The sequence below is a fragment of the Corallococcus sp. BB11-1 genome, assembly GCF_026626625.1.
Lineage (GTDB): Bacteria > Myxococcota > Myxococcia > Myxococcales > Myxococcaceae > Corallococcus > Corallococcus soli.
This window is the reverse complement of sequence record NZ_JAPNJY010000032.1, coordinates 88,250-114,111: the sequence shown is the minus strand read 5'-3', so window position 1 is coordinate 114,111 and position 25,862 is coordinate 88,250. Positions and strand designations below refer to the sequence as shown.

The 25,862-nt window shown below is 67.0% G+C and carries 25 protein-coding genes and 5 tRNA genes; 29 read left to right on the top strand and 1 reads right to left on the bottom strand.

Translation table 11 applies throughout. The features are described 5' to 3' along the window. Positions 1-31: 31 nt before the first annotated feature. The gene (locus OV207_RS28725; protein WP_267558240.1) at positions 32-490 is read right to left on the bottom strand and encodes a HEAT repeat domain-containing protein; all 459 of its coding nucleotides are present in this window, start codon (positions 488-490) and stop codon (positions 32-34) included. Positions 491-771: 281 nt separating this feature from the next. Here OV207_RS28725 and OV207_RS28720 point away from each other — a divergent pair, with 281 nt between their 5' ends. The 29 genes from OV207_RS28720 (at position 772) to OV207_RS28580 (ending at position 25,840) form a co-directional block, all read left to right on the top strand. Next, positions 772-1,164: a DsrE family protein gene (locus OV207_RS28720; RefSeq protein WP_193429261.1), complete on the top strand. Its 393-nt coding sequence runs from the start codon at positions 772-774 to the stop codon at positions 1,162-1,164. A gap of 212 nt (positions 1,165-1,376) precedes the next feature. After that, positions 1,377-2,687, top strand: coding sequence for an adventurous gliding motility lipoprotein CglB (gene cglB, locus OV207_RS28715; RefSeq protein WP_267558237.1), 1,311 nt, complete (start codon positions 1,377-1,379; stop codon positions 2,685-2,687). 76 nt (positions 2,688-2,763) lie between these two features. After that, positions 2,764-3,741, top strand: coding sequence for an ATP-grasp domain-containing protein (locus OV207_RS28710; protein ID WP_193429263.1), 978 nt, complete (start codon positions 2,764-2,766; stop codon positions 3,739-3,741). 66 nt (positions 3,742-3,807) lie between these two features. Further along, positions 3,808-4,254: a hypothetical protein gene (locus OV207_RS28705; protein ID WP_267558236.1), complete on the top strand. Its 447-nt coding sequence runs from the start codon at positions 3,808-3,810 to the stop codon at positions 4,252-4,254. Between the two features lie 5 nt (positions 4,255-4,259). Further along, positions 4,260-5,063 (top strand): 23S rRNA (guanosine(2251)-2'-O)-methyltransferase RlmB, encoded by an 804-nt coding sequence (gene rlmB / locus OV207_RS28700; RefSeq protein WP_193429265.1) that lies wholly within the window; start codon positions 4,260-4,262, stop codon positions 5,061-5,063. Positions 5,064-5,189: 126 nt separating this feature from the next. Beyond that, positions 5,190-5,262 (top strand) — tRNA-Thr (locus OV207_RS28695). Between the two features lie 93 nt (positions 5,263-5,355). Next, positions 5,356-5,439, top strand: a tRNA-Tyr gene (locus OV207_RS28690). Between the two features lie 9 nt (positions 5,440-5,448). Continuing rightward, positions 5,449-5,524, top strand: a tRNA-Gly gene (locus tag OV207_RS28685). A 21-nt stretch (positions 5,525-5,545) separates the two neighbouring features. Beyond that, positions 5,546-5,621 (top strand) — tRNA-Thr (locus OV207_RS28680). Between the two features lie 16 nt (positions 5,622-5,637). Next, complete coding sequence (gene tuf, locus OV207_RS28675; protein ID WP_267555691.1) at positions 5,638-6,828, top strand: elongation factor Tu; 1,191 nt, start codon at positions 5,638-5,640, stop codon at positions 6,826-6,828. A 94-nt stretch (positions 6,829-6,922) separates the two neighbouring features. Further along, a complete protein-coding gene (rpmG, locus tag OV207_RS28670; RefSeq protein WP_002617522.1) occupies positions 6,923-7,087 on the top strand; it encodes a 50S ribosomal protein L33 in 165 nt (54 codons plus the stop codon). Positions 7,088-7,109: 22 nt separating this feature from the next. Continuing rightward, a tRNA-Trp gene (locus OV207_RS28665) sits at positions 7,110-7,185 on the top strand. Positions 7,186-7,273: 88 nt separating this feature from the next. Then, entirely contained in the window at positions 7,274-7,717 is a 444-nt protein-coding gene (secE, locus tag OV207_RS28660) for a preprotein translocase subunit SecE (RefSeq protein WP_267558233.1), read from the top strand. Next, the gene (nusG, locus tag OV207_RS28655; protein WP_120540998.1) at positions 7,717-8,265 is read left to right on the top strand and encodes a transcription termination/antitermination protein NusG; all 549 of its coding nucleotides are present in this window, start codon (positions 7,717-7,719) and stop codon (positions 8,263-8,265) included. Before secE ends, nusG begins: the two co-directional genes overlap by 1 nt. Positions 8,266-8,368: 103 nt before the next feature. Next, complete coding sequence (gene rplK, locus OV207_RS28650) at positions 8,369-8,815, top strand: 50S ribosomal protein L11 (RefSeq protein ID WP_120533438.1); 447 nt, start codon at positions 8,369-8,371, stop codon at positions 8,813-8,815. Positions 8,816-8,844: 29 nt separating this feature from the next. After that, positions 8,845-9,558 (top strand): 50S ribosomal protein L1, encoded by a 714-nt coding sequence (rplA, locus tag OV207_RS28645; RefSeq protein ID WP_120533437.1) that lies wholly within the window; start codon positions 8,845-8,847, stop codon positions 9,556-9,558. A 398-nt stretch (positions 9,559-9,956) separates the two neighbouring features. Then, positions 9,957-10,478, top strand: a complete 522-nt coding sequence (gene rplJ / locus OV207_RS28640) for a 50S ribosomal protein L10 (RefSeq protein ID WP_193428530.1) — start codon at positions 9,957-9,959, stop codon at positions 10,476-10,478. Between the two features lie 92 nt (positions 10,479-10,570). Beyond that, positions 10,571-10,939, top strand: a complete 369-nt coding sequence (rplL, locus tag OV207_RS28635; protein ID WP_193428531.1) for a 50S ribosomal protein L7/L12 — start codon at positions 10,571-10,573, stop codon at positions 10,937-10,939. A 180-nt stretch (positions 10,940-11,119) separates the two neighbouring features. Next, positions 11,120-15,346: a DNA-directed RNA polymerase subunit beta gene (gene rpoB, locus OV207_RS28630; protein ID WP_193428532.1), complete on the top strand. Its 4,227-nt coding sequence runs from the start codon at positions 11,120-11,122 to the stop codon at positions 15,344-15,346. A 132-nt stretch (positions 15,347-15,478) separates the two neighbouring features. Continuing rightward, positions 15,479-19,687, top strand: a complete 4,209-nt coding sequence (gene rpoC / locus OV207_RS28625) for a DNA-directed RNA polymerase subunit beta' (protein WP_193428533.1) — start codon at positions 15,479-15,481, stop codon at positions 19,685-19,687. 178 nt (positions 19,688-19,865) lie between these two features. Continuing rightward, the gene (locus OV207_RS28620) at positions 19,866-20,321 is read left to right on the top strand and encodes a hypothetical protein (RefSeq protein ID WP_193428534.1); all 456 of its coding nucleotides are present in this window, start codon (positions 19,866-19,868) and stop codon (positions 20,319-20,321) included. Positions 20,322-20,424: 103 nt separating this feature from the next. After that, positions 20,425-20,775 carry a phasin family protein gene (locus OV207_RS28615; protein ID WP_193428535.1) on the top strand — a complete coding sequence of 117 codons (351 nt, stop codon included), beginning with the start codon at positions 20,425-20,427 and terminating at the stop codon, positions 20,773-20,775. Then, a complete protein-coding gene (locus OV207_RS28610; RefSeq protein ID WP_267558230.1) occupies positions 20,772-21,533 on the top strand; it encodes a lytic transglycosylase domain-containing protein in 762 nt (253 codons plus the stop codon). The genes OV207_RS28615 and OV207_RS28610 overlap by 4 nt, the downstream gene beginning before the upstream one ends. Positions 21,534-21,678: 145 nt before the next feature. After that, positions 21,679-22,368, top strand: coding sequence for a hypothetical protein (locus tag OV207_RS28605; RefSeq protein ID WP_267558229.1), 690 nt, complete (start codon positions 21,679-21,681; stop codon positions 22,366-22,368). A gap of 30 nt (positions 22,369-22,398) precedes the next feature. Next, positions 22,399-22,863 (top strand): social motility and stimulation tgl protein, encoded by a 465-nt coding sequence (locus OV207_RS28600; RefSeq protein ID WP_267558228.1) that lies wholly within the window; start codon positions 22,399-22,401, stop codon positions 22,861-22,863. 23 nt (positions 22,864-22,886) lie between these two features. Next, entirely contained in the window at positions 22,887-23,645 is a 759-nt protein-coding gene (gene tgl / locus OV207_RS28595; protein ID WP_193428539.1) for a social motility TPR repeat lipoprotein Tgl, read from the top strand. A gap of 18 nt (positions 23,646-23,663) precedes the next feature. After that, positions 23,664-24,050, top strand: a complete 387-nt coding sequence (locus OV207_RS28590; RefSeq protein ID WP_193428540.1) for a helix-turn-helix domain-containing protein — start codon at positions 23,664-23,666, stop codon at positions 24,048-24,050. Positions 24,051-24,059: 9 nt separating this feature from the next. Continuing rightward, the gene (recO, locus tag OV207_RS28585; RefSeq protein ID WP_193428541.1) at positions 24,060-24,794 is read left to right on the top strand and encodes a DNA repair protein RecO; all 735 of its coding nucleotides are present in this window, start codon (positions 24,060-24,062) and stop codon (positions 24,792-24,794) included. A 35-nt stretch (positions 24,795-24,829) separates the two neighbouring features. Further along, a complete protein-coding gene (locus OV207_RS28580) occupies positions 24,830-25,840 on the top strand; it encodes a carbohydrate kinase family protein (RefSeq protein WP_267558227.1) in 1,011 nt (336 codons plus the stop codon). The last annotated feature ends 22 nt before the right edge of the window (positions 25,841-25,862 follow it).

Here is a 25,862-nt window from a genome sequence, read left to right as displayed (position 1 = left end):
ACGCGAGCCCGGAGAAGGCCACCGTCGGGCTTCAGGGCTCGGCCAGCGTGAGGCCCTGCTGGAGGGCCTCACGCACCTGGGGAACGTCCTCCAGGGGGAGTCGTTCCTCCAGCGCCTCCCGGACCCGTTGGCCTCCCAGACGACCGAGCGCCCGGGCCACCGCCTCGCGGATCCGCACGTCCCGGTCCTCCAGCCGGGCCCGCAGCGCCGTCACGGCCTCGAACCCCAGGCATTGCCCCAGGGCCGCGGCGGCGCGGGTGCGGACGTCCGCGGGCCTGCGCGGATCCTCCATCATCGCCTGGAGTGTCTGACCCGCCTGGGGGACTTCCACCAGCGCCAGCGCCGTCACGGCCCGCAGGCGTTGCGCGTCGGGGACGCTGGGATCCTCCGAGAGCGCCGCGAGCACGGGCACGACCTCCGGCCCCAGCCTGCGCCAGGAGCTCCCCGCGACCTGGGATTGCGTAAGCAGGCGCAGGGCCTCGTCACGCATGGGGCCGGGAACGGGAGCACCTGGGGGTGGGGGAGGGGAGGGCTGGGCCGTCCTGACGTTCGGGCGGACCGGAGCCGCTTCGGACACGGGCCCCGCGCCCGCGAGCACGGCAAGGCCGAACAGGCCCACCCAGCGGGACAGGGCAGGACGTGAAGGAGCCGGCGAGGGACGAACGCCGCGAGGGCGGGACGACGGGCTCGGCATGCGGGACTCCCGGTGGAGTGAGGTCCCCGTTATACGACGGCTGCCGGTCCGGACTCGATCCGCTAAGGTCGGTGACCATGGCCGGACGCGTTTTCTTCTTCCTCCAGCACGCCACGTACGAGCCTGCGTTCCAGGCGGGCTCCATGGGCATCACCGCCGCCGCGATGGGGGACGACGTCTACTTCGTCTTCGCCTTCGAGGCCCTGCGCCAGCTGGTCCGGGGCGGCTTCGGTCTGGCGCACAGCGAGCGCGAGCGCACGGAAGCGGCCCGCGCTGAGGGGCTCAACGTCCCCACACCGGCCCGCATGCTCGAGGAGGCCCGGGCCCTGGGCGCCAGGCTCGTGGCCTGTGACACCACGGTGCGCATCTGCGGCCTGACGCCCCAGGAACTGCAGGGCACCCTGGATGAAGTCATGGGCCTCGCCTCCATCTGGCGCCTGACCGAGGGCGCACGCGTCCTCACCCTGTAAGCAGGGGGGCTCAACTGCCTCCTGGATGGATGTAGGTATTCACTCCAGGTGGGCCACGGACCCCGAGGGATCGCCCATTGTTGCAACTTCGCAGCTTCACCTGAATGGGGCCTGCCTGCTGCGAGTCGCTGTAGCCTCGCTGGGCGCTGACGCGTTACGCTGGGCCCATTCGTGGTCCGCTGTTCCCCCCTGGAAGGAAATTCCCAAAGCCTATGCGCGCCAAGTCGCCCCCCCTGAGCGCTCTACTGGCCGGCATCATCGGCAGTGCCATGATGGCTGGCTGTCAAACGTATGACTTCGAGCCGGTGGATCCGCTCGCGATCGCCCAGACGACCAAGGAAACGGTGATCACGGCGCGCGGAAGCAAGCCGGACGTCATGCTGTTGGTGGACACCTCTGGCTCCATGACGCTGCCCGTGGAGCCCGAGAAGACCGTGAATGGCGTGAAGGTCTGTCACGGCAAGGATGACCAGGGCCGGGACTACGTCTGTGGCGAGAGCCTGCCCTGCGACACGTCCGTGTGCCCCACGCGCTGGTCGGAGCTCCAGGCCGCCATGGGCCCGTTCCTCGCGGAGAGCGGCAAGCTGGTCCGCTTCGGCCTCACGACGTATCCGGCCCCCATCACGGTCGCCTCTCCGAGCGTGGCCCAACTCTGCGCACCGGCCGCCGCGGGTGAGAGCGTTCGCGTCACCATCCCGACCAATCTGGACTCGGACGAGGAACTGCAGGCCTACGCGACCAACCTCAACACGGTCCTCCAGGCCATCCCCAACGGCGGCGCCAATCGCCCCCGCGGTGGTACGCCCACGAGCGGAAGCCTGAAGTTCACGGGCTCGCTGCTGACGTCGGACTCCGCGGATCGCCCGCAGATCATCATCCTGCTGACCGACGGTCTGCCGAACTGCAACGACCTGAACGGGTACAACGGTCGTGAGAATCCCCAGGAGTGCGCTTGCACGGTGACCCCGTCGAGCCTCTGCTCCGCGGAGGACAGCCCGTACGAAAGGCGCGGCTGCCTCGACAAGAACGCCTCGGTCGCGGAGGTGGAGGCCCTGAAGGCGCGCAATATCTCCACCATCGTCATCGGCTTCGGCGCGGAGACGTCGGCGGGCGCCGGCCCCCAGGTGCTCAACGAGATGGCGGGCGCGGGCGGCTTCGCGCGCACGTGCCGGGCGGACATCGACTGCGGCGCGGGTGATACCTGCGACGTGACCACCCAGCTCTGCGGCCGTGCCTTCTATCAGGCGGGAAACCAGGTGGAACTGGCGGCCGCGCTGAAGTCGATCAGCGAGCGGCTCCAGCCCGGCGAGCCCTGCTTCATCCCGCTCGACCCCAGCCAGCTCCCGTCCGACCCTGCGCTCATCGTCGTCTACATCAACGGCGAGCGCACGCTCGCGGGCCCGGACACCTGGGCGGTGGGCGAGGCTGGCGTGCGGTTCACGGGCAGCACCTGCACCCGCCTTGAAGCGTCGCGTCCCGAGGACCCGATCAGCGTCGAAGTGCGCGCCATCCGCGAACTCTAGAGCGCGGCGGGCGGAGGCGGCTTTACCCGGGCCATGGCGGGGGTTATAGGACCTCGCCGGGCCGGTCGCCTCCGCCATGAAAATCACTGTCCTCTCGCGCTCCGCCTCCATTTCGTCCACGCGGCGGATCGTCGACGCAGGTCGCGCCAGGGGGCACCGGGTGCGCGTGCTCAACCCGCTCCGGGTGCAGATGCATCTGGACGGGGGCAGCCGGGCGACTCTCTTCTACGACCGCAAGAAGCTGACGCCCACCGACGTCGTCATCCCGCGCATCGCCCTGTCCATCAGCACCTACGGGCTCGCGGTGGTGAACCAGTTCGGCCTGGCGCGTGTGCCCCTGGTGAACCATGCCCAGGCCATCGCGCAGTCGCGCAACAAGATGCGCGCGCTCCAACTCCTGTCCGCCCACGGCATCGACATCCCGGCCACGGTGATGGCCCGCGACGCCGCCCACCTCAAGGAGATGGTCGGGCTCGTGGGGGGGGTGCCCGTGCTGGTCAAGCTCCTCCAGGGCCAGGAGAAGCACGGCGTGATGGTGTGCGAGAGCCTCCAATCGCTGGAGGCCGCGCTGGAAGCGGTGCTGGGCCTGGGCCACAACATCGTCATGCAGGAGTACGTGCGAAGCACCGGGCAGGACGTCCGGGTGCTGGTGGTAGGAGGCGAGGCGGTCGCGGCGGTGCTGCGCAAGCCGCGCCCCGGCCGCCTCTCGCACACCCTGAACCGCGGGGCCCGGCTGGAGGCCCTGGAGCTGTCCCCCAGCCACCGTGCCACGGCGGAGAAGGTCGCCCGGTTGGTGGGCCTGGAGGTGGCCGCGGTGGACATCCTGGATGTCCAGGGGCAGCCCAAGGTCTTCGAGGTGAACAGCTCTCCCGCGTTGCTGGAGATGGAAGCCGCGACGGGCATGGACCTGGCCACCCCCATCATCCTGCGCGCGGAGGCCCTGGTCGCTGGAGCCACTCCCGTATGGAGTGCCGCGCTGGAGACACCCCAGGCGCTGCTCCCACCGCCGCCACCGCGCAAGTCCCAAGTGAAGGTGGGAGTGCCCCGGAGTTAGAAGAGAAAGGGCTCCCCGCGCGTCCCAAGCCCCGATATACGAGCGCCGCCTTCCAGGAGACGACCCATGCCGAGCCCCCGCCGATTCCCGCACCTGGCCACCCTGCTGCTGACCCTCGTCAGCGCCCCGGTGCTGGCCCAGGACGTGGATCCCGCCACCCTCTATGAAGTGACCACCGAGGGCACGTCGACGCAGGTGAAGGCGGGAGGGCAGGGCACCTTCGTGCTGGCCATCAAGTCGAAGGCCGGGGCGCACGTCTCCGACGAGGCCCCCCTGAAGCTGGAGCTCAAGGGCACCCAGCTGACGCCCGCGCAGAAGACGCTGACCCTCGAACAATCCGTGGCGAAGAAGGCCCAGGGGCAGCCGTACGTGGATCCGCGCTTCGAGGTCCCGTTCACCGCGGCCACCGCCGGCAAGGGAACACTGGATGCGACGCTGACCTTCTTCATCTGCACGGAGAAGATCTGCGCCCGTCAGAAGAAGACCTTCTCGCTGCCCGTCGAGGTCCAGTAGTCCCCATGCGAGAGCGTTCACCCAAGGCAGGCAGCGAGCGCGAGCGCGGTGGCACCGAAGCGCCACGCTACGTCTATGGCGTCAATCCCGTGCTGGAGGCCCTGCGCGCCCATCCCGACGCCATGGAGCGCATCTTCATCGTCGACGGACAGGTGGGCGCCAAGGCCGCGGGCGAGCTGCTCAGCCGCGCGCGCGATGCCGGGGTCCGCGTGGAGAAGGTCGGCAAGGAGCGGCTGTCCGCCATGGCGGAGGGAGGCGTGCACCAGGGCGTCGTCGCCGAACTCCGGGGCTTCCAGTACGTCGACCTGGAGGACGTGCTCGCCGTGGCGAAGGCGCGGTCCCAACCGGCCCTGGTCGTCGTGCTCGACGGCATCCAGGATCCCCACAACCTGGGGGCCATCATCCGCTCGGCCCACGCACTCGGGGCCCACGGAGTCGTCCTGGCCAAGGACCGCGCGGTCCAGGTGACGGGAACGGTGGCCAAGGCCTCCGCCGGAGCTGTTGAGTATTGCGCCATCGCCCGCGTCACCAACATCTCCCGCGCCATCGAGCAGCTGAAGGAAGCGGGACTCTGGATCGCGGCCGCGGACATCGAAGGTTCCGAGCCCCTGTGGAGCGCCCGGCTGGACGGTCCCCTGGCACTCGTCGTGGGCGCCGAGGGGGCGGGCGTGAGGGAAGGCGTCCTCAAGCACTGCGACTTCCGCCTCCGGATTCCGATGGGCGGTCAGGTCGGTTCATTGAATGCGTCTGTTTCCGCCGCGATTCTGCTATACGAGGTCGCCCGTCAACGGGGCCGTCCGGCCCGCTGACGACCCCGGATCAATCTCCTTGACTTGGAGAGTGGGGACTTCTAAAAGGTCGCGCCTCTCAAGTCGCTGCCGGGTGGTTGACGGTCCGCCAGGGATGAGGTAGGGCGGGGCAGTTGCTGGAGTGATGCCGGTGTAGCTCAGTCGGTAGAGCAACTGATTTGTAATCAGTAGGTCGCGGGTTCAAGTCCCGCCGCCGGCCAGGTAGGACGGGCCGCGGAGTAGGGCCCGGGACACGAAGTCGGTTTGGCAGTTTGTGTGTAGGAAGCGGCCGCAGCACCACAATCGAATATCTGGAGGGATACCCAAGCGGCCAAAGGGAGCAGACTGTAAATCTGCCGGCTCTACGCCTTCGATGGTTCGAATCCATCTCCCTCCACTCGGCAATGCGGGAATAGCTCAGTTGGTAGAGCGTCAGCCTTCCAAGCTGAATGTCGTGGGTTCGAATCCCATTTCCCGCTCCAACCGTTGTAGTGCATCGCCAAGCCCTGATAGCTCAGTTGGCAGAGCGCGTCCTTGGTAAGGACGAGGTCACCAGTTCAATCCTGGTTCAGGGCTCCATTTTTCGAGGAGTGTCATGTCCAAGGAAAAGTTCGATCGCAGCCTGCCCCACGTGAACATCGGAACGATTGGGCACGTGGACCACGGCAAGACGTCGCTGACCGCCGCCATCACGAAGGTGCTCGCCAAGACGGGCGGCGCCACGTTCATGGCGTACGACCAGATTGACAAGGCGCCGGAAGAGCGGGAGCGCGGCATCACCATCTCCACGGCGCACGTGGAGTACAAGACGAAGAACCGCCACTACGCGCACGTCGACTGTCCGGGGCACGCGGACTACGTGAAGAACATGATTACCGGAGCGGCGCAGATGGACGGCGCCATCCTGGTGGTCTCCGCGGCGGACGGCCCGATGCCGCAGACGCGCGAGCACATCCTGCTGGCGCGCCAGGTCGGCGTGCCCTACATCGTCGTCTTCCTGAACAAGGTGGACATGCTGGACGACCCCGAGCTGCGCGAGCTCGTGGAGATGGAAGTGCGGGACCTGCTCAAGAAGTACGAGTTCCCCGGCGACAGCATCCCCATCATCCCCGGCTCGGCGCTCAAGGCGCTCGAGGGTGACACCAGCGACATCGGCGAGCCGGCCATCCTGAAGCTGATGGAGGCGGTGGACAGCTACATCCCGACGCCGCAGCGCGCGACGGACAAGCCCTTCCTGATGCCGGTGGAAGACGTCTTCTCCATCGCCGGCCGTGGCACGGTGGCGACGGGCCGCGTCGAGCGCGGCATCATCAAGGTGGGCGAGGAAGTCGAAGTCGTCGGCCTGCGCGCGACGCAGAAGACGGTGGTGACGGGCGTGGAGATGTTCCGCAAGCTGCTGGACGAGGGCCGCGCGGGCGACAACATCGGCGCGCTGGTCCGCGGCCTCAAGCGCGAGGACATGGAGCGTGGCCAGGTGCTGGCGAAGCCGGGCTCCATCACGCCGCACACGAAGTTCAAGGCGCAGATCTACGTGCTGTCGAAGGAAGAGGGTGGGCGCCACACCCCGTTCTTCAAGGGCTACCGCCCGCAGTTCTACTTCCGCACGACGGACGTGACGGGGACGGTGAAGCTGCCGGACAACGTCGAGATGGTGATGCCGGGCGACAACATCGCGATCGAGGTGGAACTCATCACCCCGGTGGCCATGGAGAAGGAGCTGCGGTTCGCCGTTCGTGAGGGCGGCCGTACGGTGGGCGCGGGCGTCGTTGCGGAGATCATCGCCTGATCGGCTTCACGCCGACCAGCTTCCACGGGCACTGAGTTGCCGAGGGGAGGGCTGCTTTTGTAGCCTTCCCCTCTCGCATCTGGTGAAATGAGCCATGCCGAAGGGTAACCGTTCCATCATCTCGCTCGAATGCACCACGTGCAAAGAGCGGAACTACACGACCACGAAGAACAAGCGGAAGAGCCAGGACAAGCTCGAACTGAGCAAGTTCTGTCCTCGGTGCCGCAAGCATACGGACCACAAGGAAGGCAAGGTCTAGGTCGCGGGTTCCATGAAGGTTTAGGCCAGTAGCTCCAACGGTAGAGCAGCGGTCTCCAAATCCGCGTGTTGGGGGTTCGAATCCCTCCTGGCCTGCCAGCTTCAGTACAGGGACCCCCGGTACCGAGCGGTGCCGGGGGTCCCTGTCTTTTCGCAGTCCAGCTTCCGCAGTCCCTCGTGAGGCACCATGGCGACGGCAACTGAGGCCAGCCAGCAGGCTAACCGCTCGGGCATCGACCCCAAGCGGCTCGTGGTCATCTTCTATCTCGTCGCCGGCATCGTCCTGGCCCTCTTCCTGGAGCATGTCTTCGGGTTGCTCTGGAGCCGGTTCGGTTGGAGCGACGTCGAACTCTTCGAAGGCCTGGGCTGGCGTGTATCGACCCTGGTGGGCTACGGCGTGGCCCTCGGGTTGGCGCTGGCAGCCTACTTCCACCCCCGCACACACGCCCTGTCCATCGACGTGGCGTCCGAGCTGATGAAGGTCACCTGGCCCACCTGGTCGGAGACCCGGGCTTCGACCATGGCCGTGGTCGTCGCTTCGCTCGTGGCGGCGGTGCTCCTCTTCTGCATCGACACCGTCGCCTACAACTTGATGGTGGAGTGGCTGCCTGCCCTGTGGGGGAAGCTGTAATGGCGAAGAAATGGTTCACGGTCCAGACCTACTCGAACTACGAGAACCAGGCGAAGAAGAACCTGGAGGAGCAGGTGCGCCTCAAGGGCCTTCAGGACCAGGACTTGATCGGTGAGATCCTCATCCCCATGGAGCAGGTCGTGGAGATGGTGAACGGCGAGAAGAAGACCACCCGCCGCAAGCTCTTCCCGGGCTACATCTTCGTCCAGATGGAACTCAGCGACACCACCCTGCACCTGGTGAAGAACACCTCCAAGGTGACCGGCTTCCCGGGCGTGGGGCAGAACGAGCAGCCCCGGCCCATGTCGGACGCGGAGGTCGCCCGGCTCACCGCTCAGGTGACCGAGGGCGCCCACAAGACCAAGCCCAAGGTCCAGTTCGAGACGAGCGACACCGTGCGCGTCATCGACGGTCCGTTCGCGAACTTCAATGGCACGGTGGAAGAGGTCAACCCGGAGAAGGGCCGCGTCCGCGTGCTCGTCAGCATCTTCGGTCGCGCGACCCCCGTGGAACTCGATTTCATGCAGGTGGAGAAGACCACCGGCTAATCAGGCTTCCGCGTCCGGATGACGGGCGCGGATCAACGGGTGGGAGGGTCGTCCCGTCTGGCGACCCGCTGGAACCACCCCATCGAAAGGCAGCAGTCCGCCGATGAAGAAGATCACAGGTCAGGTCAAGTTGCAGATCCCCGCCGGCAAGGCGAACCCCGCCCCGCCGATTGGTCCCGCCCTCGGTCAGCAGGGCGTGAACATCATGGAGTTCTGCAAGCAGTTCAACGCCAAGACGCAGGCAGAGGCGAAGGAAGGTCTCATCATCCCGGTGATCATCACCGTGTATGCGGACCGCTCCTTCACCTTCATCATGAAGACGCCTCCCGCCGCCATCCTCATCAAGAAGGCCGCGGGTCTCCACACGGAGAAGAAGAAGGGTTCGGGCGCGAAGAAGCCGGGCAAGGAGAAGGTGGGGCAGATCACCCGGAAGCAGCTCGAGGAGATCGCCAACAAGAAGATCCAGGACACCACCGCCGCGTCCCTCGAAGCCTGCATGAACACCATTGCTGGCACCGCGCGCTCCATGGGCATTGAAGTCGTCGGCTAGCCCGCCCCCATCTTTCAAGGATTCCTGCCATGGCTACCAATGGAAAGAAGTTCCGCGCGTCCTCCGAGCTGGTGGACCGCAACAAGCGCTATCCCGTCGCCGAGGGCTTCGCGCTGCTGAAGAAGACGGTCGAGTCGCGTGCGACGAAGTACGACCAGACGGTGGATGTCGCCATCAACCTGGGCGTGGACCCGAAGCACGCGGACCAGATGGTCCGTGGCGCCGTGGTGCTCCCGCACGGCACTGGCGCCACCGTGCGCGTGGCCGTGTTCGCCAAGGGCGAGCGCGCCACCGAGGCGGCCAACGCCGGCGCCGACATCGTGGGCGCGGAGGACCTCCAGAAGCGCATCGAGGAGGGCTTCCTCGACTTCGACACCGTCATCGCGACGCCGGACATGATGGGCGTGGTCGGTCGCCTCGGTAAGGTGCTCGGTCCCCGCGGCCTCATGCCCAACCCGAAGGTCGGCACGGTCACGATGGACGTGGCCAAGGCCATCCGTGACTCCAAGGGCGGTAAGGTCGACTTCCGCGCGGAGAAGGCGGGCATCGTCCACGCGAAGATGGGCAAGGCCTCCTTCGAAACGGCCAAGCTGGAGGCGAACTTCAACGCGCTGGTGGACCTGGTGATGAAGCTCAAGCCGGCCACCGCGAAGGGCGTCTACCTGCAGGGCATCGCCATCTCGACGACGATGGGGCCGGGCATCAAGCTCGACACCACCGAAATCCTGGCGCGTCACCGTTAATTCGCGGGGCGAAGCGGGCCGGAAAAGGTGCACTCCCTGACGGGGAGCGCCCGTCCTGTCGCCTGCTGGACGCTGGTCGCATAGAAAGTGCTGGATCTTTGCGAAAGCCGGGGGTATAGGCCCCCGGCTTTTGCAATTGGAGCGCCATGTCGAGAGACACGGTGTTCCGACCTGGTTCATGACAGCAGGGACCTGGAAGGGAAGAAGACGCGTCCGTTGGGAACCGGGCAACCGGTCGGGCCGTTGATTCCACTCCTGGTTCAAACGGCCGCAAGGTCAGCCCTGCCGAGACTGGAGGTGCGGTGTGGTGCCTCTCGGAGGCTCCTCCCTCGCTCTGCCACTTTGGCCCAGGCATCACGCCCGACCGTCAGGCCGGGCCATAAAGGAGGTGAGTCAAGGTGCTGAAGAGCGAGAAGGAAGTGATGATCAAGGAACTCAACGAGAAGTTCGCCCGGACCAAGTCCGCGGTGGTCGCCGAGTTCTCCAAGGTGGATGTGGAGACGGTGACCAAGCTTCGTCGCAAGTTCCGCGAGGGCAAGGTCGAATACAAGGTCATCAAGAACACGCTGGCGCGCCGTGCTGCTGAAGGCACGCCGTTGTCCGTGATTTCGGATGACTTCACGGGGCCGGTGGCCCTGTGCATCAGCTACGACGACGTGGTGGCTCCTGCCAAGATCCTGATGGATTTCATCAAGGACATGGAGACCATCAAGGTCCGCAGCGCCGTGGTGGACGGCCGCAAGGTCGACGTCAACGGCGTGAAGGCGCTGGCGAAGCTGCCGGGCCTCAACGAGCTCCGAGGGCAGCTGCTCGGAATGCTCAACCAGCCTGCTGGCAAGCTGGTTCGGACCATCGCGGCCCCCGGGTCGCAGCTCGCGCGGGTCATCCAGGCCAACGCGGACAAGTCGAAGCCCGAGTAATCGTCCCGAGAAGTTTTTCTACCGACACCCCCACGGCTGGGCTGACCCACTGGGTCGCCGGCCGTTAGTCAACACCAGAAGGACACAGTTCCATGGCTGACCTGAACAAGATTGCCGAAGACCTCTCCTCCCTGACCATCCTGGAGGCCGCTGAGCTCGTGAAGGCCCTCGAGACCAAGTGGGGCGTTTCCGCCGCGGCCGTTGCCGTTGCCGCGGGTCCCGCCGTCGCCGCCGCTCCTGTCGAGGAGAAGACGGAGTTCAACGTCGTTCTCGCGAACGCGGGCGCGAACAAGATCAACGTCATCAAGGAGATCCGCGCCATCACCGGCCTGGGCCTGAAGGAGGCCAAGGACCTGGTCGAGGGCGCGCCCAAGACGGTCAAGGAAGGCGTCAACAAGGACGACGCCAAGAAGATCAAGGACCAGCTCACCGCGGCTGGCGCCACCGTCGAAGTGAAGTAGTTCTGACAGGGGCTGTCCTGTTCTTCCGGGAAATCCCGGGCAGCCTCCTGACCGGATGAGCAGGCCGGCGTCCCCTTTGCTGGGGCGCCGGCTTTGCCCATTTGACATTTGCCAAATTTCCCGGCGCCGCCGCGCGTTACTGAAGTTTGCCCCGCCCGAGCAGCCGTCTCCGGAGACCGAATGCCGACGCAGATCCAGAACAATTTCCGCGTGCGGAAGACCTTCGCCAAAATCGCGAAGATCATCGACATTCCCAATCTCATCAACATCCAGAAGCAGTCCTACGAAAAGTTCCTCCAGGCCGACATTGCCCCGGAGAAGCGCGAGGACCTTGGCCTTCAGGGTGTCTTCAAGTCCGTCTTCCCGATCCGGGACTTCAACGAGACCTCCTCGCTGGAGTTTGTCAGCTATCACCTGGAAAAGCCGAAGTACGACGTCGATGAGTGCCACCAGCGTGGAATGACCTACTCGGCGCCCATCAAGGTCGTCGTGCGCCTGGTCGTTTGGGACAAGGACGAGGAGACCGGCGCCCAGTCGATCCGCGATGTGAAGGAGCAGGAAGTCTATTTCGGCGAAATCCCGCTGATGACCCAGAACGGTACGTTCATCATCAACGGCACCGAGCGCGTCGTCGTGAGCCAGTTGCACCGCAGCCCCGGTGCGTTCTTCGACCACGACAAGGGCAAGAGCCACTCGTCGGGCAAGCTGCTCTACAACGCCCGCATCATCCCGTACCGCGGCTCGTGGATCGACTTCGAGTTCGACCACAAGGACCTGCTGTACGTGCGCATCGACCGGCGCCGCAAGCTGCCGGCCACCGTGCTCATCCGCGCCCTGGGCGCCGTCGGTGACACGGCGAAGAAGAACCCGCTCGACTTCAAGGGCTCCACCGAGGAGATCCTCAACTACTACTACGCCACCGAGACAATCTATTTGCAGAGCGCCGCCGACTTCGAGAAGAGCGTCGAGCTGGAGCTGCTGCCGGGTCAGCGCGCCACGCGCGACATCAAGACCAAGTCCGGTGACCTGATCGTCAAGAAGAACCGCAAGTTCACGCGCGCCGCCATCAAGAAGCTCGAAGCGGCGAAGATGACGAAGCTGCCCATCGACGCGGACGAGCTCTTCACGAAGGTGTCCGCCTACGACGTCGTGGACGAGAACACCGGTGAGGTCATCCTCGAGTGCAACGAGGAGGTCTCGCAGGAGAAGGTGGACGAGCTCCTCAAGCGCGACATCAAGGAGTTCAAGGTCCTCTTCATCGACAACCTCAACGTGGGGCCGTACCTGCGTGAGACGTTGATGCTGGACAAGATCGAGTCGCCCGAGCAGGCCATCATGGAGATCTACCGGCGCCTGCGCCCGGGTGATCCCCCGACGCCGGAGACGGCGACGAACCTGTTCAGCAACCTGTTCTTCAACCCGGAGCGCTACGACCTGTCCAAGGTCGGCCGCCTCAAGCTGAACTTCAAGTTCAGCCTCGAGGAGCCCCTGGACGGCCAGATCCTCACCAAGCGCGACATCCTGGAGGTCATCCGCTACCTGATCGACCTCAAGAACGGCAAGGGGACGATCGACGACATCGACCACCTGGGCAACCGGCGCGTGCGCGCGGTGGGTGAGCTGCTGGAGAACCAGTACCGCATCGGTCTGGTTCGCATGGAGCGGGCGATCAAGGAGCGCATGAGCCTCCAGGAGATCGAGACGCTCATGCCGCACGATCTCATCAACGCCAAGCCCGTGACGGCGGTCATCAAGGAGTTCTTCGGCTCCAGCCAGCTGTCGCAGTTCATGGACCAGACGAACCCGCTCTCGGAAGTCACGCACAAGCGCCGTCTGTCCGCGCTCGGGCCTGGCGGTCTGACGCGTGAGCGCGCGGGCTTCGAAGTGCGCGACGTGCACCCGACGCACTACGGCCGCATCTGCCCCATCGAGACGCCGGAAGGCCCGAACATCGGCCTCATCGCGTCGCTGTCGACCTATGCGCGCGTCAACGAGTTCGGCTTCGTGGAGACGCCGTACCGCAAGGTGGACGCGGGCAGCGTGACGGCGGACGTGGCCTTCTACTCGGCGCTCGAGGAGGAGAAGCACACCATCGCCCAGGCGAACGCGGAGACGGACAAGAAGGGCAAGTTCGTCAACGCGCTGGTGCAGAGCCGCCGCAGCGGCGAGTTCGTCCAGGTCAAGGCCGAGGACGTGGACCTGATGGACGTGTCCCCGAACCAGCTGGTGTCGGTGGCCGCCTCCCTCATCCCGTTCCTGGAGAACGACGACGCGAACCGCGCGCTCATGGGCTCCAACATGCAGCGCCAGGCCGTGCCGCTGCTGCGCACGGCGGCGCCGCTCGTGGGCACGGGCATCGAGGCCATCGTGGCCCGCGACTCGGGCGTCACCTGCGTGGCGCGCCGCGACGGCATCGTGGAGTCGGTGGACGCCAGCCGCATCGTGGTCAAGGCGGACTCCAACGCGGCCCTGAGCGACGTGTCCAGCGAGGTGGACATCTACAACCTGCTCAAGTACCAGCGCTCCAACCAGAACACGTGCCTCAACCAGAAGCCCATCATCCGCAAGGGTGACCGGGTGAAGAAGGGCGACGTGATCGCGGACGGACCGGCCACCGAGACCGGTGAGCTGGCGCTGGGGCAGAACATCGTCGTCGCGTTCATGCCGTGGCAGGGCTACAACTTCGAAGACTCCATCCTGCTGAGCGAGCGCATCCTCAAGGAGGACGTCTTCACGTCCATCCACATCGAGGAGTTCGAGTGCATCGCGCGTGACACCAAGCTGGGCAAGGAGGAGATCACCCGCGACATCCCGAACGTGGGTGAGGAAGCCCTCAAGGACCTGGACGAGAGCGGCATCATCCGCATCGGTGCGGAGGTGAAGCCCGGCGACGTGCTGGTGGGCAAGATCACTCCGAAGGGCGAGACCCAGCTCTCCCCCGAAGAGAAGCTGCTGCGCGCCATCTTCGGTGAGAAGGCCGGCGACGTGCGCGACAGCTCCCTGCGCGTGCCCCCGGGCGTCGTGGGCACCGTCATCAACGCCAAGGTGTTCAGCCGCAAGGGCGTGGAGAAGGACGAGCGCGCCAAGCAGATCGAGTCCATGGAGGAGGCGAAGCTCCTCAAGGACCAGAACGACGAGATCAAGGTCCTCCAGGACTCTGCCTACAGCCGCCTCCGCGGCCTGGTTCGCGGCAAGGAGGTCCAGGGCAAGCTCGTGGACGACAAGGGGAAGATCCTCCTGAAGAAGGGGGACATCCTCAACGACGAGCTGCTGACCACGGTGCCCTACAAGTACTGGGGCGAGATCTCCGTCGGTGAGCCGCTGGACGCGCGCCTGCGCGACATCCTGCGCAGCCTGGAAGACACGAAGGAGGCCGTGAAGCTGGCCTTCGGCGAGAAGATCGCCCGCATCAAGAAGGGCGACGAGCTTCCTCCGGGCGTCATCAAGATGGTGAAGGTGTACGTCGCCATCAAGCGCAAGCTGGCGGTGGGCGACAAGATGGCCGGTCGCCACGGCAACAAGGGCGTCGTGTCCCGCGTCCTCCCCGAGGAGGACATGCCGTACCTGGAGGACGGGCGTCCGGTGGACATCGTCCTCAACCCGCTCGGCGTCCCCAGCCGCATGAACATCGGGCAGATCCTCGAGGTCCACCTGGGCTGGGCCGCGAAGGGCGTCGGCGAGCAGCTGCAGCGCTACCTCGACGAGAACTTCAGCGGTGAGCAGCTCAAGAAGCAGCTGAAGACCGTGTACGACGACAAGGCCTTCGGCGACTTCGTGGACGGCCTGTCCGACCAGGAGGTCCAGGATCTCTGCCGCCGCCTGAAGAAGGGCATCCATGTGGCGACGCCGGTGTTCGACGGTGCCCGCGAGACGGAGCTGCACGCCCTCTTCGACGAGGGCCGTCTGCCCCGCTCGGGCCAGATGGTGCTCTTCGACGGCCGCACGGGTGAGCCGTTCGACCAGAACGTCACCGTGGGCGTGATGTACATGCTCAAGCTGCACCACCTGGTGGACGAGAAGATCCACGCCCGTTCCATCGGGCCCTACTCGCTCGTCACGCAGCAGCCCCTGGGCGGCAAGGCCCAGTTCGGCGGTCAGCGTCTGGGAGAGATGGAAGTCTGGGCGATGGAGGCCTACGGCGCGGCGTACACGCTGCAGGAGTTCCTCACCGTCAAGTCGGACGACGTGGTGGGCCGCACGCGCATGTACGAGGCGATCGTCAAGGGCGACAACGTCCTGGAGAGCGGCCTGCCCGAGTCGTTCAACGTGCTCCTCAAGGAGCTCCAGTCGCTGGCCCTGGACGTGGAGTTGCTGGAGAGCGCGCCCCCGGAGCGCCAGCGCAGCTTCGGCGGCGACTTCCTGGGTGGTGGCGACGGCGAGGACCGGAAGTCCGGGACCGAAGCCTAGGCCTTTTTAGCAGCCGGTGCGCCCGCCTGACCGGTCGGTATCGCTTCCTCGTGGAGGGAGCGGCCGACCGGGTGCAGGGCGGGGGCCCGAAACGTTTGGCGCCTTGAGCGCTCATAAGTTTTCGGAGGCAACGTGAAGGACATTTTCAACTTCTTCGAGAAGCCGAAGGACCCGCTGTCGTTCAACGCCATCCGCATCGCGCTGGCGTCGCCCGACAAGATTCGGCAGTGGTCGCACGGCGAGGTGAAGAAGCCGGAGACCATCAACTACCGCACGTTCAAGCCGGAGCGGGACGGCCTGTTCTGCGCGCGCATCTTCGGGCCGGTGAAGGACTACGAGTGCAACTGCGGCAAGTACAAGCGCATGAAGCACCGCGGCGTCGTGTGTGAGAAGTGCGGCGTGGAGGTCATCCAGTCCAAGGTGCGCCGTGAGCGCCTGGGACACATCACGCTCGCCACGCCCGTGGCCCACATCTGGTTCCTCAAGTCGCTGCCCAGCCGCATCGGCAACCTGCTCGACATCACCCTCAAGGAGATGGAGAAGGTGCTGTACTGCGAGAGCTACATGGTCATCGACCCGAAGGCGACGCCGCTGCAGCGTGGCGAGCTCGTCTCCGAGGAGAAGATGCACCGGCTCTTCCAGGAGCACGGCGAGGACTCGTTCACCGCGGGCATGGGCGGCGAGGCCGTCCGTGAGATGCTCAAGTCCCTGGACGTGGAGAAGCTGTCCGAGGAACTGCGCAAGGACATGCGCGAGACCACCAGCGAGGCGAAGCGGAAGAAGTACGCCAAGCGCCTGAAGGTGGCCGAGGCGTTCCGCGTCTCCGGCAACAAGCCCGAGTGGATGATGCTGGACGTCATCCCCGTCATCCCGCCCGACCTGCGTCCCCTGGTTCCCCTGGACGGTGGCCGCTTCGCGACCTCCGACCTGAACGACCTGTACCGCCGCGTCATCAACCGGAACAACCGCCTCAAGCGGCTCCAGGAACTCAACGCGCCGGACATCATCATCCGCAACGAGAAGCGGATGCTCCAGGAGGCCGTGGACGCGCTGTTCGACAACGGCCGCCGCGGCAAGACCATCACCGGCCCGAACAAGCGGCCGCTGAAGTCGCTGTCCGACATGCTCAAGGGCAAGCAGGGCAGGTTCCGTCAGAACCTGCTCGGCAAGCGCGTGGACTACTCGGGCCGCTCCGTCATCGTCGTGGGTCCCGAGCTGCGCCTGCACCAGTGCGGCCTGCCGAAGATCATGGCGCTCGAGCTCTTCAAGCCGTTCATCTACAACAAGCTCGAAGAGAAGGGCTACGTCACCACCATCAAGTCGGCGAAGAAGATGGTGGAGAAGGAGCGTCCGGAGGTCTGGGACATCCTCGAGGACGTGATCCGCGAGCACCCGGTGCTCCTCAACCGCGCCCCCACGCTGCACCGCCTGGGCATGCAGGCCTTCGAGCCCGTCCTCATCGAGGGCAAGGCCATCCAGCTGCACCCGCTGGTCTGCGCCGCGTTCAACGCCGACTTCGACGGCGACCAGATGGCCGTGCACGTGCCGCTCTCCATCGAAGCGCAGATGGAAGCGCGCGTCCTGATGATGTCGACGAACAACATCCTCAGCCCCGCGAACGGCAAGCCCATCATCGTCCCGACGCAGGACATGGTGCTTGGCATCTACTACATGACCCGCGCCCGCGAGTTCGCCAACGGCGAAGGCCGCGTGTTCGCGTCGCCGGAGGAGGTGCGCGCCGCGTACGACCACGGCGAGGTGCACCTGCAGGCCAAGGTGGTGTGCCGCATCGACGCCAAGCGCAAGGAGACCACGGTCGGCCGCGTGCTGCTGTGGGAAGTGGTTCCGCGCCGCGTGGGCTTCGACGCCATCAACAAGGTGCTCGACAAGAAGTCGCTCGGTAACCTCATCGACCTCTGCTACCGCCTCACGGGCGAGAAGGAGACGGTGCTGCTGGCCGACCGCATCCGCAGCCTGGGCTACTTCCACGCGACCCGCGCCGGCATCTCCATCGCGCTCAAGGACATGATCATCCCTGCGAAGAAGCAGGAGTTCCTGGACTACGCGCGCAAGGAAGTGGCGGAGATCGAGAACCAGTACCTCGAGGGCCTCATCACCGACGGTGAGCGCTACAACAAGGTCATCGATATCTGGGCGGAGATCACCGAGAAGGTCGCCCAGGAGATGATGCAGCAGATCTCCACCGACGAGGCCACCGGGGACGTGGACGGCAAGCGCATCTCGCGCAAGCAGCCGTCGTTCAACCCCATCTACATCATGGCCGACTCGGGCGCGCGCGGCAGCGCCCAGCAGATCCGTCAGCTGGCCGGTATGCGCGGCCTGATGGCCAAGCCCTCCGGCGAAATCATCGAGACGCCCATCACGGCCAACTTCCGTGAAGGCCTCTCCGTGCTCCAGTACTTCATCTCCACGCACGGCGCCCGCAAGGGTCTGGCGGACACGGCGCTCAAGACGGCCAACTCCGGTTACCTCACCCGCCGTCTCGTCGACGTGGCGCAGGACGCCATCATCAACGAGTACGACTGCGGCACCATGGACGGTCTGTTCATCGGCGCGCTGGTCGAGGGCGGCGAGATCATCGAGCCGCTGGGTGAGCGCATCCTGGGCCGCGTGGCCCTGGACGACATCCTCGACCCCGTGACGGGCGAGGTGCTGGTGCGCGCCAACGAGGAGATCGACGAGGAGCGCGTCCGCCGCATCGAGAACAGCGGCCTGGACCGGGTGAAGATCCGCTCGGTGCTCACCTGCCAGGCCAAGCGCGGCATCTGCGTGGAGTGCTACGGCCGTGACCTGGCGCGTGGCCGCAAGGTGTCCGTCGGCGAGGCCGTGGGCGTCATCGCGGCGCAGTCCATCGGCGAGCCGGGTACCCAGCTCACGATGCGCACCTTCCACATCGGTGGTGCGGCGACGCGGCGCGCGGAGCAGTCCAGCCTGGAGAACCGCTACGCGGGCTCCGTGAAGTTCGCGGGCCTGAACACGGTGCAGAAGGCGGACGGCACGCTGGTGGCCATGAACCGCAACGGCGAACTCGTCGTCGTCGACGAGTCGGGCCGCGAGCGCGAGCGCTACCAGATCATCTACGGCGCCCGCATCCTGGTGAAGGAACACCAGAAGCTGGAGCCGGGCGTGCTCCTGGCCGAGTGGGACCCGTTCGCGATTCCCCTGCTCACGGAAGTGGGCGGTGTCGTGCGCTACGAGGACATCATCGAAGGCGTGACGATGTCCGAGACGCTGGACGAAGTGACCGGTCTGTCTCGCAAGACGGTCATCGAGTCCAAGGACCCGGAGGCGCGTCCGCGCGTCACCATCCGCGACGCGCAGGGCAACGTGAAGGACCTGCCGTCCTCCCGCAACCAGGCGAGCTACTTCCTGCCCCAGGGCGCGATCATCACCGTGAACGACACGGATGAGATCTCCGCGGGCGAGGTCATCGCCAAGGTGCCGCGCGAGACGACGAAGACCAAGGACATCACGGGCGGTCTGCCCCGCGTGGCCGAGCTCTTCGAGGCGCGCAAGCCCAAGGACGCGGCGGCGATCGCGGAGATCGACGGCGTGGTGTCCTTCGGCAAGGACACCAAGGGCAAGCGCAAGCTCATCATCACCCCCGAGGTGAGCGGCGAGCAGCGCGCGGACCTGGCCAAGGAGTACCTGATCTCCAAGGGCAAGAGCATCAACGTCCACTCCGGCGACCGCGTGAAGGCCGGCGAGGCGATGATGGACGGCGCGGCCAACCCGCACGACATCCTCAAGGTGCTGGGCGAGAAGGAACTCGCGCGCTACCTGGTGGACGAAGTGCAGGAGGTCTACCGACTGCAGGGCGTGAAGATCAACGACAAGCACATCGAGACGATCGTCCGGCAGATGCTGCGCCGGGTGCGCGTCACCGACGTGGGCGACACCAACTTCCTGGTCGACGAGCAGGTCGAGAAGTGGGTGTTCGAGGAGGAGAACGAGAAGGTCATGGCCGAGGGCAAGCGCCCGGCCGTGGGTGAGCCGCTGCTGCTCGGCATCACCAAGGCCTCGCTCTCCACCGAGTCGTTCATCTCCTCGGCGTCGTTCCAGGAGACCACCAAGGTGCTCACCGAGGCCGCCATCAACGGCAAGGTGGACTACCTGCGCGGCCTCAAGGAGAACGTCATCATGGGCCGGCTCATCCCCGCCGGCACGGGCCTGCCGAACTACAAGCACCTCGACATCGAGGTGGAGAGCCCCACGGACGAAGTCAACGAGATGGAGGCCGCCCTGGCCGCCACCCACGGCGACAGCCCGCTGGCCCCTCCGCCGTCGCGGCCGGACACCCGGTCCACCGACGTCGCCTAGTGCTTCCTGAGGAGCGTCCCTGACGCTCCTCGAGTCAGCCGCCGTCCTGGGTCATGCCGGGGCGGCGGCTTTCTTGTTTTGCACAGTTCGTCGCCTGTTGTCTTGACAGCATGTCGCGGTGCGTTATGTTGACGCATCACGTTATCTGAGCCCGGGAAGCCGGGCGGGGGAGCAGGACATGACGACGACGACGAACGCGAAGGTGACGGCCGTGACGCAGAACGTGGAGAACTTCCTCAAGGGGCAGTTCTCCCAGGCCCAGAAGCGGTTCGAGGGGCTGGAAGGGGAGGCCAACAAGGCCTTCAAGGTACTGGAGACCCGGAGCCAGGAAGCGGCGAAGGAGGTCCAGGCCCTGTGGGTGAAGGTGCAGGCCGGTGAGCTGCGCACGGACCCCCGGGTGCAGGAGCTGAGCAAGAAGGTGGACGCCGCCAGCGTGGAGCTGCGCAAGCGGCTGGACGGGCTGCAGGCGAGGGTCGTGGAGGCGGTGGGCGTCGCCAGCCAGTCCCAGGTGGAGCAGATCACCCACGAGCTGGGCCGCCTGTCGAAGAAGCTGGATGTACTGCTGAAGCCCACCCGTCGGGCCCACGGCGCGACCAAGAATTCGGGCGGCGCGGCGTCTTCTCCGCGAGCCTGAGCAGCGTTTTCATAACCTGGGGGGTGTGCTTAGGTGGCCGCCCCCTTTGTTCGAGCCCCGGGTTTCCCATGAGGGAAGGCTGGGGGACTCCCGGAGCGACTTCATGGACAACAACACCGAGGCCCCCCGGGAGAAGCCGTCCGTGGCGGAAGCCTTCGAGCGCATCTGGAGCCAGGCGCTCCTGGCGGTGAACACGGCGGAGGAGGAGGCTTCGCGCGCGGTGCAGCGCGTGGCGTCCGTTGCCGGGTGGAGCCAGGACGAAGTGAAGCGCCAGGCCCGGGAGTTCGCGGAGCGCCTGACGGGGCACCGCCGGGATCTGGAGCACAACGTGGAGGAGCGGGTCCGCACGGCCCTCTCGCTGTTGAAGCTGCCGCGCCGCGAGGAGTTGCAGGCGTTTGGCAGCCGATTGGAGCGCCTCTCCGAGCGCATCCAGGCCCTGGAGCACCGCAAGTGAGTGGACCCGCCGCCTCGGGCGGCAGGTCGTTGGGAACGCGGTTCTTCGCGGGGCTGCATGCCCTGAGCAGCGGGTGCTCCCGGCTCCCGTTGCTCGCGGGCGTGGCGCTCGTGGTGTCCGCGCGGGTGGTGCCCCTGCTGGAGGAGCCCACCCCTCCCGCTGGCGTTCCGGAGCACGTGTCGCAGGAGTCCGTCTCCGCGGAGGCGATGCTCATCGACGCGGTGCTGGCCAAGCGCGCTCCGGACCTGGGGCTCACGCTGCGCCGGCGCCTGGGGCAGGCCATCGACGAGGAGTCCCGCCGCACCGGGTATGACCCGCTGCTGGTGCTGGCGCTCATCGACGTGGAGTCCGACTTCGAGGAGGAGTCCGTCTCCGACAAGGGCGCCCGGGGCCTGATGCAGATCAAGCCCAGCACGCTGCACTTCCTGGCGGAGAAGGAGGGCCTGCGGCTGTCGCGCGAGGAGGTGGTGGCCGACCCCGCCGTCTGTGTGCGTCTGGGCATCCGCTACCTGCGCTCGCTGCAGAGCCGGTTTGGCGGCGACCTGGACATGGCGCTGATGGCGTACAACGCCGGCCCCACGCGCATCCGGGACGCAGTGAGGGCCGGAGAGCTGGAGAAGTTCCGCCGCTACCCCCGGGCCGTGCGGCGCGACTTCCGCCGCTTCCGCGAGGGCCATGGCCTGGGCGGAGACTGGGCGCTCGCGCAGCGGGAGCTGCCGCCCGAGCCTCCCGGCGCGACGACGACCGCGGCGCCCTGACGGGCCGTTTGTCGACGTCCTGGTGAATGTTCGGGCCCGTGGTGGGTTCCAACCCGCGCCACACTCGCCTTGTCCCGATCCCCCGGGTGCGCTAAGTCGTTGCAAACCCTTGGGACTGTTGAGGATTCCCAGGAGGGATTCCCCCATGCCTCGTCCGTCTGCCCGCATCGCGCTCACCGTCGCGGCCACGCTCGTGCCCATGTTGGCCCTGGCCGGCTCGGTCTTCCTCAACGGCGTCAACATCGACGGCGTGAGGAACCAGCGCTTCGAGAAGGCCACCGTCCGCGTCGACGCGGAGGGGAACGTCCACATCGACGCGCCGGGGTATGCCGCCCGCGTGACGACCGTGACGCCCACGCCGGCTCCGGCCAAGGCCCCTTCGACGTCGTCGCCGGGCCCCGCCCCCGCCGGAGCCCCCGCGGATGCCGGGGTCGCGGCCGCCGTTCCGCCTACTTCCACGCCCTCCGTGCCGGGGCGCATCACCCAGCGCTACTGGCTGGTGACGGAGCAGACGACGCCGGGCATGACGGACTTCGACATCGACGTGTACGTGAACTCGCGCTGGGTGCGTCGTTTGCGCAACAACGAGGATCAGGTGGTCCTGGAAGTCACCGGTCAGTTGCGTCCCGGGCCGAACGCGGTGACGCTCATCGCCCGCAAGACGAATCCGGGCAGCCGCCGCAGCACGTCCGCCAGCAACGTCTTCAAGGTGATCATCGGGGAAGGCAATGAGGGCGGCGGCAACGTGATGATTGACACGCCCCTCATCCGCTTCCAGAAGACGGCTGCGGACGCGCAGGACGCGACCGAGGAGTTCACCCTCACCACCCGCTGAACCGGGCCGGCGCGGGGAAGGGAGACGACGGTGTTCACCATCGACGAGCGTTACCGGGGGCTGCCCGCCAGCCGCGACCAGGTGCTCGCGCTGCACCTGTCTCTCAACACGCCGCACGTGGCCATCCCCGGCAAGCAGGCCGGACCGGCGCAGGCCTTCGTGGTGGGGCTTCGTGGAGGGCAGGGCGCGGGCGTCTTCGTGTACCTGTACCTGGTGGAGGCCGGTGACTGCGCGGTGTACGTGTCCGGGCGACGCGTCCAGTCCGCGGACGAGCTGCGGGAAGACGAGGACGACGCGCTCGGGTTCGTGGAGTCGCTGGGCTTCATGATGGACAACGCGAACTGGCGCGCGGTCGCTCCCGCGCAGCAGGACGAGTGGCTCAAGACGCTGCCCGTCTTCTTCAAGGAGCCCACGCTCGTGCCCGCCGTGAAGGCCCGCGCCGAAGAGAAGCGCAACGTCGCCACCACCCTGGGCCGTTTCCTGGCCGCGTTCTGAACCTCCACCCCGGATTGCCTCCCATGTTCCGCATCCCTTCCGCCTGTTGCCTCGCGTTCGTGCTCGCCTCAGCGGGCTGTGCGCACGTCCCCACGCAGAAGGAGATCGAGAGTTCGGAGATCCACTACGACCTGGGCGTGCAGGCCCAGCAGCACGGCCACGTGCAGGACGCGCTCGCGGAGTACCAGAAGGCCCTGAAGCAGAATCCGGGCAACCCGGAAGCCCACAACGCGATGGGCATCCTGCTGCACCTGTCCTTCCGGCGGCTTGATGAGGCCGCGGCCCACTACGAGAAGGCCCTGGAGCTGCGGCCGACGTTCGCCGACGTGCGCAACAACCTGGGCAACCTGCGCCTGGACCAGGGACGCTACGACGAGGCCATCCAGCTGTACGAGGCGGCGCTCAACGACATGCAGTACCGCTTCGGCTTCTCCGCGCAGGGGAACATGGGGTGGGCGCTCTACAAGAAGGGCGACGTCGCGAACGCGCTGCAGAACATCAAGGCGGCCGTGACGACCAACCCGGAGTTCTGCATGGGCTTCCGGAACCTGGGCATCATCTACGACGAGACGGGCAAGACGCAGGAGGCCTGCCAGCAGTTCGCCCACTACCGCGAGAAGTGCCCGGACGTGGCGGAGGCCTACCGCCGCGAGGGCGTGTGCCAGGCGAAGCTCGGGAACGTGGAGGCGGCGAAGGCTGCCTTCGCGGGCTGCGAGGCCAAGGCGCAGCCCACCGAGCAGGTGCTCAAGGACGACTGCCGCTCACTGCTGGAACACCTCTAGCCTGGGGCCCGGGGGACCGTGGATCACGTCGACTTCGGCAAATACCTCAGTCAGCAACGCGAGCTGCGCGGGCTGTCACGCGAGGACGTCTCTCGGGAGACGAAGATCCCCCCCAGCCTCGTCGCGGCGCTGGAGGCGGGGCAGGTGGAGCGGCTGCCCGAGCGCATCTTCGTGCTGAACTACATCCGCGCGTACGCCCAGGTCATCGGGCTGTCGCCGGAGGAAGCGGCGCTGCGCTACGAGGAGGTGGACCGGGCGGTGCCCGCGCCCTCGCCGGTGCAGCTTGAGAAGGAGCGGCGCAAGCGGGCGTACGTCATCCTGGCCGCGGTGCTGGCGGCGCTGCTCCTGGGCGCGGCCCTGTTCCTGGTGCTGACCGGGAAGCTTCCTTCGCCCCTGGCGCGTTGAAGGGGGATCATGGAGCGGTACGCCGACGACGCGTTCGTGCTGTCCACGGTCGACTATGGTGAGTCCGACCGGATGGTGACGCTGCTGACGCGCGAGCACGGCAAGCTGACCGCGTTCGCCGCGGGGGCGCGCAAGAGCAAGCGACGGTTCGCCGGAGCGCTGGAGCCGTTCATGCGGCTGCGCGTCCAACTGGTGGAGACGCGGGGCAGCACGGTGCGGCTGGACTCCGCGGACATCGTCTCGGGGTTCTATGCGGCGCGCGAGGACCTGTCGCTCATCGCCCGGGCGCTGTACGCGGTGGAGCTGTGCCGCGAGCTCACCCGCGACCATGAACCCCAGCCGGAGCTGTTCCTCCTGATGGAGGGCTACCTCCATCGCCTGGACGCGAAGGAGGCGGGCCCCACGTCGCTCCTGGCCTTCGAACTGGCGGCGCTGGCGCAGGCCGGGCTGATGCCCCGCTTTGATTCCTGTGCGCTGTGCGGTGGCGCGCCCGGGGAGCGGCCCCGGTTCGACCAGGGGCACGGCGGCGCGGTGTGCGAGCCTTGCGGCGGACGGGCGCGCGACTCGGTCGCGGTGCCGGTGGCGCTGCTGTCCGGGCTGCGCTCGCTGCAGGAGGGCGGACGCACGCCCCTGCCTCCCGACCTCCGGGCGCGGGCGCGCGGGCTGCTCAACGTCTTCATCTCGCACCACCTGGGCCGGCGGCTCAAGAGCGTGGACTTCATGGCCCAGGTGGGCCTGGACTGAAGCGCGGGCTCGCGCGTCCGCGGGCGGGGAGCGTCATGCACGAGGCCGGGCCGCTGGACGTGGTGTGTGTCGGCGAGACGCTGGTGGACTTCCTCCCCGTGGCCGGTGGCGCTTCGCGCGTGCGGGACGTGGACGCGTGGCGGCCTTCGACGGGCGGCTCGCCGGCGAACGTCTCCGTGGGGCTTGCGCGGCTGGGCCTGCGCTCGGCGATGGTGGGCGTGGTGGGCTCGGACGAGTTCGGCCACTTCCTGCGCGACCGGCTGGCGGGGGAGGGCGTGGACGTCAGCCGCCTGCGCCAGGTGGACCATGCGCGCACGGGCCTGCTCTTCGTCTCGCTGGATGCGCGGGGCGAGCGCAGCTTCACGTTCTTCCGGACGCGCTCGGCGGAGTTCCTGCTGGAGGACTCGGACGTGGACGGGGACTTCGTGCGGCGCGCGAAGGTGCTGCACTCGGGCTCCAACTCCCTGGTGTTGACGCCGGCGCGCGAGGCCGTGGTGCGCATGCTCTCGCTGGCGCGCGACGCCGGGATGATCGTGAGCTGCGACCCGAACCTGCGGCTCCACGTCTGGCCGGAGCCTGACGAGCTGCGGGTCCTCCTGGGGCGCATGCTGCCCCTATGCACGGTGGTGAAGCTGTCGGAGGAGGAGCTCCTCTTCGCGACGGGCGCGCGGACGCCCGAGGAGGCCCTGCGGCATCTGGCGGGCCTGGGCGTGCTGCTGCCGGTGGTGACGCTGGGCGAGCAGGGCGCGGTGTTCCTCTGGCGGGGCGAAGTGCTCCATGTCCCCGCGCCCCGGGTGACGGTGGTGGACACGACGGGCGCGGGGGATGGCTTCGTGTCGGCGCTGCTGCACGGACTGGTGCGCTGGTACGGCGATGCGGGCTCGCTCGCGGACGCGACGCGCGAGGAGCTGGTCGCGCTGATGACGTTCGCGGCCGACGTGGGAGCCCGCGTCGTGACGAAGCTGGGCGCGGTGGCGGCGCTGCCCCTGGCCTCCGAAGTGGAGGGGCTGCTGCCCAGGCGCCCCCCGCGGCAGGACTCCGTCTAGGCGTGTCGAGCGTTGAACCCGG

What these genes read in the sequence shown, in the direction of transcription:
- OV207_RS28725 (WP_267558240.1), bottom strand. Translation starts at nt 490, where the DNA reads ATGCGTGACGAGGCCCTGCGCCTGCTTACGCAATCCCAGGTCGCGGGG.
- OV207_RS28720 (WP_193429261.1), top strand. Translation starts at nt 772, where the DNA reads ATGGCCGGACGCGTTTTCTTCTTCCTCCAGCACGCCACGTACGAGCCT.
- cglB (WP_267558237.1), top strand. Translation starts at nt 1,377, where the DNA reads ATGCGCGCCAAGTCGCCCCCCCTGAGCGCTCTACTGGCCGGCATCATC.
- OV207_RS28710 (WP_193429263.1), top strand. Translation starts at nt 2,764, where the DNA reads ATGAAAATCACTGTCCTCTCGCGCTCCGCCTCCATTTCGTCCACGCGG.
- OV207_RS28705 (WP_267558236.1), top strand. Translation starts at nt 3,808, where the DNA reads ATGCCGAGCCCCCGCCGATTCCCGCACCTGGCCACCCTGCTGCTGACC.
- rlmB (WP_193429265.1), top strand. Translation starts at nt 4,260, where the DNA reads ATGCGAGAGCGTTCACCCAAGGCAGGCAGCGAGCGCGAGCGCGGTGGC.
- tuf (WP_267555691.1), top strand. Translation starts at nt 5,638, where the DNA reads ATGTCCAAGGAAAAGTTCGATCGCAGCCTGCCCCACGTGAACATCGGA.
- rpmG (WP_002617522.1), top strand. Translation starts at nt 6,923, where the DNA reads ATGCCGAAGGGTAACCGTTCCATCATCTCGCTCGAATGCACCACGTGC.
- secE (WP_267558233.1), top strand. Translation starts at nt 7,274, where the DNA reads ATGGCGACGGCAACTGAGGCCAGCCAGCAGGCTAACCGCTCGGGCATC.
- nusG (WP_120540998.1), top strand. Translation starts at nt 7,717, where the DNA reads ATGGCGAAGAAATGGTTCACGGTCCAGACCTACTCGAACTACGAGAAC.
- rplK (WP_120533438.1), top strand. Translation starts at nt 8,369, where the DNA reads ATGAAGAAGATCACAGGTCAGGTCAAGTTGCAGATCCCCGCCGGCAAG.
- rplA (WP_120533437.1), top strand. Translation starts at nt 8,845, where the DNA reads ATGGCTACCAATGGAAAGAAGTTCCGCGCGTCCTCCGAGCTGGTGGAC.
- rplL (WP_193428531.1), top strand. Translation starts at nt 10,571, where the DNA reads ATGGCTGACCTGAACAAGATTGCCGAAGACCTCTCCTCCCTGACCATC.
- rpoB (WP_193428532.1), top strand. Translation starts at nt 11,120, where the DNA reads ATGCCGACGCAGATCCAGAACAATTTCCGCGTGCGGAAGACCTTCGCC.
- OV207_RS28620 (WP_193428534.1), top strand. Translation starts at nt 19,866, where the DNA reads ATGACGACGACGACGAACGCGAAGGTGACGGCCGTGACGCAGAACGTG.
- OV207_RS28615 (WP_193428535.1), top strand. Translation starts at nt 20,425, where the DNA reads ATGGACAACAACACCGAGGCCCCCCGGGAGAAGCCGTCCGTGGCGGAA.
- OV207_RS28605 (WP_267558229.1), top strand. Translation starts at nt 21,679, where the DNA reads ATGCCTCGTCCGTCTGCCCGCATCGCGCTCACCGTCGCGGCCACGCTC.
- tgl (WP_193428539.1), top strand. Translation starts at nt 22,887, where the DNA reads ATGTTCCGCATCCCTTCCGCCTGTTGCCTCGCGTTCGTGCTCGCCTCA.
- recO (WP_193428541.1), top strand. Translation starts at nt 24,060, where the DNA reads ATGGAGCGGTACGCCGACGACGCGTTCGTGCTGTCCACGGTCGACTAT.
- OV207_RS28580 (WP_267558227.1), top strand. Translation starts at nt 24,830, where the DNA reads ATGCACGAGGCCGGGCCGCTGGACGTGGTGTGTGTCGGCGAGACGCTG.